Origin of the sequence: Yersinia similis, from assembly GCF_001053095.1 — a bacterium.
Lineage (GTDB): Bacteria > Pseudomonadota > Gammaproteobacteria > Enterobacterales > Enterobacteriaceae > Yersinia > Yersinia similis.
This window is the reverse complement of the sequence record NZ_CGBP01000004.1, coordinates 65,288-77,310: the sequence shown is the minus strand read 5'-3', so window position 1 is coordinate 77,310 and position 12,023 is coordinate 65,288. Positions and strand designations below refer to the sequence as shown.

Sequence of the window (12,023 nt, the reverse complement as noted above, 5' to 3'; positions counted from 1 at the left end):
GACCCGCCGGACAAACAATTAAGAGGTCATGATGAGTACTGAAATTAAAACTCAGGTCGTGGTACTTGGGGCAGGTCCAGCAGGGTACTCTGCTGCTTTTCGTTGTGCGGATTTAGGTTTAGAAACCATTCTGGTTGAACGCTACTCCACTCTGGGTGGGGTTTGCCTGAATGTGGGTTGTATCCCTTCCAAGGCACTGTTACACGTTGCCAAAGTGATCGAAGAAGCTAAGGCGTTGGCTGAACATGGTATCGTTTTTGGCGAGCCTAAAACTGATATTGATAAAGTCCGTGTCTGGAAAGATAAAGTTATCAATCAGTTGACTGGTGGTTTGGCAGGTATGGCTAAAGGCCGTAAAGTCAAAGTAGTGACTGGTTTTGGTAAATTTACCGGTGCGAACACCTTAGTAGTTGACGGTGAGAATGGTCCAACAACCATTAACTTCGATAACGCCATTATCGCTGCGGGTTCTCGCCCGATTCAACTGCCATTCATTCCTCATGAAGACCCACGTATTTGGGATTCAACTGACGCACTGGCACTGAGAACGGTTCCTGAGCGCTTGTTGGTAATGGGCGGTGGTATCATTGGCCTGGAAATGGGGACCGTTTACCACGCATTGGGTTCCAAGATTGACGTGGTCGAAATGCTTGATCAGGTTATCCCCGCAGCAGATAAAGACGTGGTGAAAGTCTTTACCAAGCGGATCAGCAAGCAGTTCAATCTGATGCTGGAAACCAAAGTGACCGCGGTAGAAGCCAAAGAAGACGGTATCTATGTCACGATGGAAGGCAAAAAAGCACCTGCAGAACCACAACGCTATGATGCGGTGTTGGTTGCGATTGGCCGCGTACCTAACGGTAAGTTGCTGGATGCGGGTCAGGCGGGTGTTGAAGTTGATGATCGTGGCTTTATCCACGTTGATAAGCAATTGCGCACCAATGTGCCACACATCTTTGCTATCGGTGACATCGTGGGTCAGCCAATGCTGGCGCATAAAGGTGTCCACGAAGGCCATGTTGCCGCTGAAGTTATCGCAGGCATGAAGCACTATTTCGATCCGAAAGTTATTCCATCGATTGCGTACACTGAACCAGAAGTCGCATGGGTTGGTTTGACCGAAAAAGAAGCAAAAGAAAAAGGCATCAGCTACGAAACCTCCACTTTCCCGTGGGCGGCATCGGGCCGTGCTATCGCTTCTGATTGTGCAGATGGTATGACTAAACTGATTTTCGACAAAGAAACTCACCGTATCATTGGTGGCGCGATTGTCGGTACTAACGGTGGCGAACTGTTAGGTGAAATCGGTCTGGCCATTGAGATGGGTTGTGATGCAGAAGATATCGCATTGACCATTCATGCTCACCCAACATTGCATGAATCAGTGGGCCTGGCGGCGGAAATCTACGAAGGTAGCATTACCGACTTGCCTAACCCGAAAGCGAAAAAGAGATGATTTTTTGCTAATGCTGCATTTACAGATGTGAATGTACAGCGATAAAAGTTGAAACGGTCCCTATATAGGGGCCGTTTTTTTTAGCCTATACGCAGTAGTTAAGTGTAGCGACTCAGGGAGATGGTATCCTCTTATTGGTTATGGTTATTATGAGCAGCTGGTTTTACCGATAAACCTTGTCAGCAACAAGCCAAGTGAGAGTGATTATCAATATCTCAGGTGATTACACTGCACTCAACGATTCAGCAAAAATTTAATGTTGCTTTTATGTGAACGAATTAACACTGAGTTTAAATACTGGTATGCTGGCAGGGCGAAACTGGACGTCTTACCCTACATCGACTACATCAGTGCTGATGGCTGGTAGCAATATACCTAATAGATTTTAAGGTGCAGGAGGGCAGCAAGCGAGAGAGGCCCGATGAGCTTATATACCAATAAGTGATTTGGGTGATTGAGCGTAGCCAACGCACATGCAGCTTGAAGTATTACGGGTATAGATAGCCGGGTAAAATAAATGACAATAAGAGCGAGGAGAAAGTCGTGCTAGAAGAATACCGTAAGCACGTAGCCGAGCGTGCTGCAGAGGGTATCGTCCCCAAGCCATTAGATGCGTCACAAATGGCAGCGCTGGTTGAATCATTAAAAAATCCGCCTGCGGGCGAAGAAGAATTCCTATTAGACCTGCTGATTAACCGTGTTCCACCCGGTGTTGATGAAGCAGCTTACGTTAAAGCCGGTTTTCTGGCTGCTATCGCCAAAGGCGAAGCCCACTCCCCACTGATCACCGCAGAGAAAGCGGTTGAGCTGCTTGGCACCATGCAAGGCGGTTATAATATCCACCCGCTAATTGATGCCTTGGATAATGAGCAACTGGCACCTATCGCGGCGAAAGCGTTATCCCACACGTTACTGATGTTCGATAACTTCTACGACGTAGAAGATAAAGCCAAAGCTGGCAATCCGTATGCGAAACAAATCATACAATCTTGGGCTGATGCGGAATGGTATCTATCCCGTCCGGCGTTGGCAGAAAAAATCACCGTAACTGTATTTAAAGTCACGGGTGAAACTAACACTGATGATTTATCTCCTGCCCCTGATGCATGGTCGCGCCCGGATATTCCATTACATGCGTTGGCGATGCTGAAGAACGCCCGTGAAGGGATTCATCCAGATCAGCCGGGTAGTGTTGGCCCGATAAAACAGATCGAAGAACTGAATAAAAAAGGTTTCCCGCTAGCTTATGTGGGCGATGTTGTGGGTACCGGCTCCTCCCGTAAATCGGCGACTAACTCCGTATTATGGTTTATGGGTGACGACATTCCTTACGTGCCGAATAAGCGCGGTGGTGGTGTGGTTCTGGGCAGTAAAATTGCCCCAATCTTCTTTAACACCATGGAAGATGCCGGTGCTCTGCCAATCGAAGTCGATGTTGCCAAACTGAATATGGGCGACGTGATCGATATTTTCCCGTATCAGGGTGAAGTTCGTCGCCACGACACCGGTGAAGTATTAGCCACCTTTGAACTGAAAACTGATGTGCTGTTGGATGAAGTACGCGCCGGTGGCCGTATTCCGCTGATCGTTGGTCGTGGCTTGACCACTAAAGCCCGCGAGTCACTGGGCCTGCCCATCAGCGATGTGTTCCGTGTGCCGAAGCCGGTAGCCAAGAGTAATAAAGGTTTCTCACTGGCGCAGAAAATGGTTGGCCGTGCTTGTGGCGTCGCGGGTGTGCGCCCTGGTGAATACTGCGAACCTAAAATGACGTCGGTCGGCTCACAGGATACTACCGGGCCTATGACTCGCGATGAGCTGAAAGACTTGGCTTGTCTGGGCTTCTCTGCCGATTTGGTAATGCAGTCATTCTGTCATACTGCAGCGTATCCTAAGCCAGTAGATGTGACGACCCATCACACATTGCCTGATTTCATCATGAACCGTGGCGGTGTATCGCTACGTCCGGGCGATGGTATCATTCACTCTTGGCTGAACCGTATGCTGTTACCGGACACTGTCGGTACTGGCGGTGACTCCCATACCCGTTTCCCTATCGGGATCTCCTTTCCCGCTGGCTCTGGTTTAGTGGCCTTTGCGGCAGCGACTGGCGTCATGCCATTGGATATGCCTGAATCTGTATTGGTACGCTTTAAAGGTGAGATGCAACCGGGTATTACCTTGCGTGATCTGGTTCATGCTATCCCTTACTACGCGATCCAAGAAGGCTTGCTGACGGTTGAGAAGAAAGGCAAGAAAAACATCTTCTCAGGCCGAATTCTGGAAATTGAAGGTCTACCAGAGTTGAAAGTAGAACAAGCTTTCGAGCTGGCGGATGCCTCTGCTGAGCGTTCTGCTGCCGGTTGTACCATCAAGCTGGATAAAGCGCCAATTATCGAATACCTGCAATCCAACGTTGTCTTGCTAAAGTGGATGATTGCGGAAGGTTACGGTGATCGTCGCACGCTGGAGCGCCGTATTAATGGGATGGAAAGCTGGCTGGCAAACCCGAATCTGCTGGAAGGTGATGCCGATGCTGAATACGCCGCGGTAATCGAAATCGATCTGGCTGAGATCACGCAGCCTATCCTGTGTGCACCAAACGATCCGGATGATGCTCGCTTGTTGTCTGATGTGGCTAACAGCAAAATCGATGAAGTCTTTATCGGTTCCTGTATGACCAATATTGGCCACTTCCGTGCTGCTGGTAAGTTACTGGATCAGCATAAAGGTCAGTTGCCTACCCGCCTGTGGGTAGCACCACCGACCAAGATGGATGCAGCACAGCTGACAGAAGAGGGCTATTACAGCGTCTTTGGTAAGAGCGGTGCCCGTATTGAAATCCCCGGCTGTTCACTGTGCATGGGTAACCAGGCGCGGGTTGCTGACGGTGCGACGGTGGTTTCCACCTCAACCCGTAACTTCCCGAACCGTTTAGGAACTGGAGCGAATGTTTATTTGGCGTCGGCTGAACTGGCGGCGATAGCGTCTCTGCTTGGGCGTTTACCAACGCCTGATGAGTATCAGACTTACATGGCGCAGGTTGATAAGACCGCCGAGGATACTTATCGTTATCTGAACTTTGATCAATTAAGTCAATATACGGATAAAGCTGACGGTGTGATCTTCCAAACCGCTGTGTAAGGCGTGATACCCTCTGTCAGTGACGTTGGGTATCTATTCGCATCTGCTAAAAACGGGGGGCCATTGGCCTCCCGTTTCTATTTTAAAAACGGTGCCGTGTTTTAACTATCAATTGTGTTTTAACTATCAATTGTGTTTTAACTATCAATTATGTTTTAACTATCAACTATGTTTTAACTATTAGACAATATGTTTTAACCATTCCATCATGTTTTAAACATCACATTATGTTGTAATGCTCGCGGTATTTTAAGTAGTGTGAGCTTTCGCCAAGCTAGGTTGGTAATAATGTTTACACTAATAAAAAGAGCATCAGGAGGACGTGCTATGGATTATGAATTCTTGCGTGATTTAACCGGGCAAGTACTCGTCAAATTCTCCATGGGGCATGAAGTGATCGGCCATTGGCTGAATGAAGAGATCAAAGGTGATCTGGTCAAACTGGACCACATTGAAACGGCGGCTAATGGTGTCAGAGGGAGTGAGCGCCAGTGGCAGCTACCGGGCCATGAATATACGTTGTGGCTGGATGGTGAAGAAGTGATGGTGCGTGCCAATCAATTAGATCTCGATGGCGATGAGATGGAGGAAGGCATGAATTATTACGATGAAGAAAGCCTCTGCTTATGCGGTTTAGAGGATTTTTTGCTGGTGTTGAAAGGTTATCGGGCTTTTATCCTTACTCAATAATATATTACCCAAAGAACATGGAGTTGCAGGTAAGCAGCAAGAGAGCGCCCCCAATGAGCTTAGAATAAGTAAGCGATTTGGTAAGCGAATATCGCTAACAGCCCTGGCTTCACGTACTAAGGGTATTTCGGCTGGCTGACCAGCATAGCAACGAACCCGCCACCACCATGGCAACACCGGGCCAGAAAGCCGCAGAAGGCAAGGTATTGAGCCACAAGCTTGCAATCAATATTGATAACAATGGCGTGAAATAGGATAGGGCAGCGACCAGTGTGGCGTTGCCTTTTTTCATTGCAATATCCCAACACTGGTAGGCCAAGGCGGTATTCGCCCCCATTAGTAACAATTCAAATATAGCTCGTGGGGTAAAGTGTAGTTTGCCCGGAGTCCACATAAAGAACATCAACCACAGGCACAGGGCGCAGGCGATTAAAAACAGCGGCAGCGCCCCTGGCCCTTGGCTATATAACCGTACTAAGTTGGAATAGCCCGCCCAGGTGAATGCCGCAATCAGCGCCAGGCTGTACGCCAGCGGGTTGCTGCTGATATTCACGGCGAGCGTTTTAACGTCCAGCCCTTGGCCACCACTGACTACCCAGATAACACCAAACAGAGCGAGACCTGCCCCCGGCCATAACCACCAACGGGCGCGGAGTTTCAGCAACGGTATTGCCAATAGCAGCGTTAGGCTCGGCCATAGGTAATTGATTAAGCCTATCTCCAGTGTTTGCTGGCGATCATTAGCCATACCGATTGCCAGAGCGAAGGCCACCATATACACCACAAACAGCAAACCGCAACCATACAGATAAGCAGGGTGTTGCCCACGCACTCTAGGCTTACCCGCTACTAGCCATACCAGAATTCCACTGACACTGTAGATGGCTGCTCCGGCACCGAATGGCCCCAGAGCTTCGGCCAGTCCGCGAGTTAAGGCGACACTCATGCTCCACAGTAAAATTGCAATAATGCCATACAGGGTTGGGAGGCGGTTCATTAAAGGAGCATCTTCCTTGTGCAATGCTAAATGGAGAGAATATCATCTTCTTATACTTGTCATCTTTCAAGTTGCCAGTGTGTTGTCTGCGCTCTGCAAATCTGTTCCCGGTAACCCGATTATCTATTTATGTAAGCATCATTCGATACTTTTATTTACCGCCTTCCTGCAACTCGAATTATTTAGGTTATACATATTAAATCGTGGGGAATTATTATTTATCAATAATCATTGTTAAGTCTGGTTATTAATTCGGTAATGCCTCCAATTAGTTGGAACTGAGGTACAATGCGAGTTTTCGAGATTTGCTTATGGTCGCGCTAATGTTCATTGCCACCGGGTATTTCAGCTTACCTACACCTACGAAGCCCGTGAACTTGGGGTGAAAGAGCAGATTGTTGAAATGGCTTTCAATGGCTCCGGTGTCCGCGATACCGCCAGAGTGCTGAAAATCGGCCTCAACACCGTCTCCGTGCTTTAAAAAACTCGCGCCGAAGCGGATAACGTCCTCGCCAGTCGCTCATCTGCCAACTTGATGAGCAATGGCATTACAGGGTTATACGCCGATATAACATATTAAACGGGTAGCCTGATTTTACTTAAGACATCCGTTAAAAATGGGGGGATTACCTGGCAACCCAGAACGGGTAACTGCGGCGAGTTGTTTTTAGGTGATCGCCGGAGCGATCACCTTTAACTTTGTGTAAATAGCACGGAATTACTTAGAGTATAGGCTGTAATACATCACACTTCCGGCACATTGCGGCCATAGTAGATTTCCTGCATTTCTTTGTATAACAGGCGGGTAATACGTTCCTTTTCTTCTGCGCTCAGCTCTTCCGGCTTGGCGTTAAACAGATAATGCTTTAAATCGAAATCTTTCAGCATCATCTTGGTATGGAAGATATTTTCCTGATAAACGTTCACATCCATCATGTGATAAAGCGACTTCATGTCATCGGACATAAAGTTCTGAATAGAATTGATTTTGTGATCGATAAAATGTTTTACCCCGTTGATATCTCGGGTGAAACCCCGTACCCGATAATCCATGGTCACGATATCGGATTCGAGCTGATGGATCAGGTAATTCAGGGCCTTCAGCGGAGAAATCACCCCACAGGTAGAGACCTCGATATCGGCACGGAAAGTACATAACCCCGCTTCAGGGTGGCTTTCTGGATAAGTATGCACACAGATATGGCTCTTATCCAGGTGGGCCACCACGGCGCTTGGCAACGGGCCGGGATGTTCAGAGGTATCAACATCGCGCGGATCAACGGGCTCTTCACTGACCAAAATGGTGACGCTGGCCCCTTGGGGATCGTAATCCTGACGAGCAATATTTAAAATATTTGCACCGATGATCGAGCAGGTTTCGCTCAAGATCTCGGTCAAGCGATTGGCATTGTACTGTTCGTCAATGTAGGCGATATAGCCATCGCGGTCGTCTGCGGTCTTGGCATAACAAATATCGTAAATACAAAAACTCAGGCTTTTGGTCAGGTTGTTGAAGCCGTGCAGTTTAAGCTTGGACAATTTAGTTCACCTCCTTACGAATGAATACTCAACGTTTATACCCTGTTTACTCGACATGACGGCGTTGCTAGCGGCTCTTATTCACTTGAATCATGCTTGGTTGCGACGCCAGTGACTTTGGGTATAGTCGTTAAGGCATCTAGCAAATACTGTGGTAAAGCAAAGCTGCCGACATGAATCGCTGGGTTATAGTAGCGGCAGGCCAAGCCAGCTTGGGCAAAGCGGTTTTGCAAGGTAGCGAGATCCAACTGGCGAAGTGCCGGGTTCTGTGTCGCCCAGGCAAAGGTCATAATACCGCCGTAATACGTTGGAATAGCAGCCTGATAAAAACTCACATCACTGAAATAGTGGCTAAGCTTGTTATGGCTATTGACGGCTTCATCCTGTTGTAGGAAACAAACACCGTTTTGTGCAACAAAAATGCCCCCCTCATTCAGGCTGCGGGCGCATCCCTCATAAAATGCGGAGGTAAACAGGCTCTCGCCGGGACCTATAGGGTCGGTACAGTCAGAAATGATGACATCAAATTTTTCAGTGGTCTGGTTAACGAAATTCACGCCATCGTCGATGACCAGCTTGAAACGGGGATCGTCATACGCCCCCGCGCTATGATTAGGTAAATACTGGCGGCAAAATTCTACGACCCCGGCGTCAATTTCCACCATGGTAATCTGCTCAATATTCCTGTGACGGCTGACTTCTCGTAACATTGCGCCATCGCCACCACCGATGATCAGCACCTTTTTTGCCTGCCCGTGGGCCAGCAAAGGAACGTGGGTCATCATTTCGTGATAGATAAATTCATCACGTTCTGTGGTTTGCACCACGCCATCCAATGCCATTACGCGGCCCAGCTCTGAGTTTTCAAAAATCACCAGATCCTGATGCTCGGTTTTTTCGCGGTACAGTACATTTTCAACAGAAAAGTATTGGCCGAAGTTGGCATGTAATGTTTCATACCATAGTTCTTTCTGTGACATGTTCGGGGCCTCTCCTTCGCAGTAACAGCCATGAAAAATGGGGGGCAATATCATAGCCAACTCTGCCTGAGGTTGCACGGTCAAATTTCAGGCAGAAGGCGTAAAGGTGGGATGGTCAATTAGCGTAGGCTAATAAACCCAAAGAGTCACGGGCGAGAGACTTACATTTTATAGGGGTAGGAAGGGCGATGCCACGTAGATCGCGATAGCTGTCTTCACCTAATGCTTTCATATTAAAGCTATCGTAATTGCGGAGATCCCAACGATTTTGCTGCGCAAAGTAGACAATGGCTCGCTTAATTTCGTTATTAGGGAGTTCCTGATAACCACAATCGTTTTTTAGATAAACGAAAACAGCGGTCAGATCGGCAAGATCTTCTGCTTCAGATTCACTTAATGCAAAGCTGGCAGATGAGAATCCGCACAGAGTAAGCAGCAGCATGACTAACGTTGTTCTTTTCATAGCAGAAATAGGTTTATTTATTGTTCACAGACGTTACCACACAGTGATGTCACAAACTAAATTTTATTGTATTGAGCGAAAGCATAGCGTGAGTGATTGCTTCTTGACCTTCCCGTAGGGGGAGGGTTTAAGCTTGCACTCAGTGCTTTTTATGTGTCAACGAACGATTTGTATGTCAACGGGCTATTTTTGTATCAACGGATGACTTGTATGCCAATTGACCGTTTTTATGCCAATGTACTCTCTTTGCGCCAACGGACGGTCTTCATATCAAAATATCAATGTGCTATGCAGGTACTTACCTACGGTCAGCATTTACTCATAATCAAGAAGGGAGACGACCATGCATCGCCGTGATTTTCTTAAGTTAACAGCCGCTCTTGGGGCTGCCACATCACTGCCTTTATGGAGCAGGGCGGCACTGGCCGCAGATTTTTCCCCGTTACCCATTCCCCCTCTGCTCCAACCGGATGCAAACGGTAAAATTAATCTGAATATTCAGACAGGCAGTGTGACCTGGTTACCTTCCACTGCGACGCAAACCTGGGGCTATAACGGTAATTTATTAGGACCAGCGATTCGTTTGCAGCGGGGTAAAGCGGTAACCATTGATATCACTAATTCTTTACCGGAAGCAACCACGGTACATTGGCACGGTTTGGAGATCCCCGGCGAGGTTGATGGTGGCCCACAAGCGCTGATTCAGCCGGGGGCAAAGCGTCAGGTTACCTTCGCGGTGGAGCAACCCGCCGCAACGTGTTGGTTCCATCCGCACACTCACAGTAAAACCGGTCACCAAGTGGCGATGGGGTTAGGCGGGTTAGTCCTGATTGATGACAGCGATAGTGAGAAACTGCCGTTGCCAAAACAGTGGGGCGTGGACGATATTCCCGTAATTTTGCAGGATAAATTGCTCGATAAGCATGGGCAGATTGACTATCAGCTTGATGTGATGACCGCCGCTGTCGGCTGGTTTGGTGACCGGATGCTGACTAACGGCGTTCTTTATCCGCAACAAATTACGCCACGTGGCTGGGTGCGGTTACGGCTACTCAATGGCTGTAATGCCCGTTCGCTGAATCTGGCGCTTAGCGATGGCCGGCCAATGTACGTAATTGCCAGCGATGGCGGGTTATTAGCCGAACCCGTTGTGGTGCGAGAGTTGCCGATATTGATGGGCGAGCGTTTCGAAGTGCTGGTGGATACCCGCGATGGTAAGTCTCTCGATCTGGTCACCCTGCCAGTCACACAGATGGGCATGACCTTAGCCCCGTTTGATAAGCCGCTGCCTGTGCTACGGATCCAACCCTCACTGGCTGTCGGTAGTCAGGTTTTGCCAGATTCTCTCGTTGTGATCCCAGCGTTAGCTGATGTCACTGGTGTGCAAGAACGCTGGTTCCAACTGATGATGGATCCAAAGCTCGATATGCTGGGGATGCAGGCCTTAGTGGCGCGTTATGGTACGAAAGCCATGGCCGGTATGAACATGAATCATGGTGACATGGGGGGGATGGACCATAGCAATATGTCAGATATGAGCCAAGGTAAAATGAAAGGCATGGATCACGGCACAATGAACAGTGCGCCAGCCTTTAATTTCAATCACGCAAATAGGATTAACGGCAAAGCTTTCTCAATGACCGAACCCGCGTTTGACGCGAAGCAGGGCAAATATGAGAAGTGGACCATTTCGGGTGAAGGCGACATGATGCTGCATCCATTCCATGTTCACGGCACACAGTTCCGTATTTTAACGGAGAATGGTAAACCGCCAGCAGAGCATCGCCGTGGTTGGAAAGACATGGTACGCGTTGAAGGCGCACGCAGTGAGATACTGGTGCGCTTTAATTATCTCGCCCCCGCCAGTACGCCTTATATGGCTCACTGCCACCTATTAGAGCATGAAGATACTGGCATGATGTTGGGCTTTACCGTCAGTGCCTGAGCCATACCCCGGTCGGTTGGCCGGGGATTTTTTATTGAAATGACCGAGGGCTATCGAAATGATAGTTGGAGGAGGTGATAATTGGAGGGGATGATCAAAGAAGGGCGGGGCAACGAAGGTTGTTGCGGCGCTATACTTTTAGCAATTCAGCCAGTGCAGGCAGAAGTATCTGATTTCCGCTCTTTTTATCATTCCTAATGATATAAGCCTGATAATAGCTAAAACCCTCTCTGGGGATCTCTTCAATCAGCCATTCAGCTCGTTGAAGTGTGATCATGTTTTTAACTGTTTGCCATATTTTGTTGATCAGGAAACAGATAATCACCACAGCGAGCACCCTGACAGCCAATAGCAGATAAGGGGGGTCAGTAGGCTCAAGTTCAAGGGTTTGCTGTAGGGCTAAATAAATCGCTGTGGCTTGCATTAACAATTTGATGATCAGGAAGCGCCGAAAGAAGGTGGTCATATAAGTGACACTGAGAAAGCACGGATTTTTTAGCGGTGTTCGGGTTTCTTGAACGGGTATCCCCCTGACATAGACCATCCATTGCGTTTTTTCAGCAATCAGATAGACCACGCCTTTTTCTGCCATTCGATGCAAATGTAATGAAATCCACACACTAAAAACCAAACCAACAACAAGGTAGTAAAATAGCGGGGCATTCAAACCAAAAAATGCCACAAACAGGCTAATGGCAGCAATGACAGTAAAACTTGCGGAATAGATTAGTAGGCTAGTGGACTGATAGTTCATTAAAACATTCCTTGTGAGAGCATTATCCAGAGGCAATATTGAGCCTCAATGGCTCGTT

The 12,023-nt window shown here is 48.1% G+C and carries 9 protein-coding genes and 1 pseudogene; 5 read left to right on the top strand and 5 right to left on the bottom strand.

Annotation, left to right across the window (positions count from 1 at the left end; all coding sequences use genetic code 11):
• The first annotated feature begins 31 nt into the window (after window positions 1-31).
• The 3 genes from lpdA (at window position 32) to yacL (ending at window position 5,287) form a co-directional block, all read left to right on the top strand.
• A complete protein-coding gene (lpdA, locus tag AC971_RS04695; protein ID WP_038402129.1) occupies window positions 32-1,456 on the top strand; it encodes a dihydrolipoyl dehydrogenase in 1,425 nt (474 codons plus the stop codon).
• A 543-nt stretch (window positions 1,457-1,999) separates the two neighbouring features.
• A complete protein-coding gene (gene acnB / locus AC971_RS04690) occupies window positions 2,000-4,597 on the top strand; it encodes a bifunctional aconitate hydratase 2/2-methylisocitrate dehydratase (RefSeq protein ID WP_025382618.1) in 2,598 nt (865 codons plus the stop codon).
• Window positions 4,598-4,924: 327 nt separating this feature from the next.
• Window positions 4,925-5,287 (top strand): protein YacL, encoded by a 363-nt coding sequence (gene yacL, locus AC971_RS04685; RefSeq protein ID WP_025382619.1) that lies wholly within the window; start codon window positions 4,925-4,927, stop codon window positions 5,285-5,287.
• Between the two features lie 109 nt (window positions 5,288-5,396).
• Here yacL and yddG read toward each other — a convergent pair whose 3' ends face one another.
• Window positions 5,397-6,284, bottom strand: coding sequence for an aromatic amino acid DMT transporter YddG (gene yddG, locus AC971_RS04680; protein ID WP_025382620.1), 888 nt, complete (start codon window positions 6,282-6,284; stop codon window positions 5,397-5,399).
• A gap of 331 nt (window positions 6,285-6,615) precedes the next feature.
• Between yddG and AC971_RS24175 the strand changes: the two are divergent.
• A pseudogene (locus tag AC971_RS24175) lies at window positions 6,616-6,836 on the top strand (IS1-like element transposase); the annotation flags it as partial.
• A gap of 192 nt (window positions 6,837-7,028) precedes the next feature.
• On the opposite strand, the gene speD reads toward AC971_RS24175, so the two are convergent.
• From speD to AC971_RS04665, 3 genes are all read right to left on the bottom strand, one after another.
• Window positions 7,029-7,823: an adenosylmethionine decarboxylase gene (gene speD, locus AC971_RS04675; RefSeq protein ID WP_025382621.1), complete on the bottom strand. Its 795-nt coding sequence runs from the start codon at window positions 7,821-7,823 to the stop codon at window positions 7,029-7,031.
• 77 nt (window positions 7,824-7,900) lie between these two features.
• Entirely contained in the window at window positions 7,901-8,803 is a 903-nt protein-coding gene (gene speE / locus AC971_RS04670) for a polyamine aminopropyltransferase (RefSeq protein ID WP_025382622.1), read from the bottom strand.
• Window positions 8,804-8,918: 115 nt separating this feature from the next.
• Window positions 8,919-9,266, bottom strand: coding sequence for a YacC family pilotin-like protein (locus tag AC971_RS04665; protein WP_038402130.1), 348 nt, complete (start codon window positions 9,264-9,266; stop codon window positions 8,919-8,921).
• Window positions 9,267-9,609: 343 nt separating this feature from the next.
• Between AC971_RS04665 and cueO the strand changes: the two genes are divergently transcribed.
• A complete protein-coding gene (gene cueO, locus AC971_RS04660) occupies window positions 9,610-11,211 on the top strand; it encodes a multicopper oxidase CueO (protein WP_025382624.1) in 1,602 nt (533 codons plus the stop codon).
• Between the two features lie 130 nt (window positions 11,212-11,341).
• On the opposite strand, the gene AC971_RS04655 is transcribed toward cueO, so the two are convergent.
• Window positions 11,342-11,965, bottom strand: coding sequence for a hypothetical protein (locus tag AC971_RS04655; protein WP_025382625.1), 624 nt, complete (start codon window positions 11,963-11,965; stop codon window positions 11,342-11,344).
• Window positions 11,966-12,023 lie beyond the last annotated feature (58 nt).

Excerpts from the sequence above, each read along its gene's own strand:
- lpdA (WP_038402129.1), top strand. The coding sequence starts at position 32 with ATGAGTACTGAAATTAAAACTCAGGTCGTGGTACTTGGGGCAGGTCCA.
- yacL (WP_025382619.1), top strand. The coding sequence starts at position 4,925 with ATGGATTATGAATTCTTGCGTGATTTAACCGGGCAAGTACTCGTCAAA.
- yddG (WP_025382620.1), bottom strand. The coding sequence starts at position 6,284 with ATGAACCGCCTCCCAACCCTGTATGGCATTATTGCAATTTTACTGTGG.
- speE (WP_025382622.1), bottom strand. The coding sequence starts at position 8,803 with ATGTCACAGAAAGAACTATGGTATGAAACATTACATGCCAACTTCGGC.
- AC971_RS04665 (WP_038402130.1), bottom strand. The coding sequence starts at position 9,266 with ATGAAAAGAACAACGTTAGTCATGCTGCTGCTTACTCTGTGCGGATTC.
- cueO (WP_025382624.1), top strand. The coding sequence starts at position 9,610 with ATGCATCGCCGTGATTTTCTTAAGTTAACAGCCGCTCTTGGGGCTGCC.
- AC971_RS04655 (WP_025382625.1), bottom strand. The coding sequence starts at position 11,965 with ATGAACTATCAGTCCACTAGCCTACTAATCTATTCCGCAAGTTTTACT.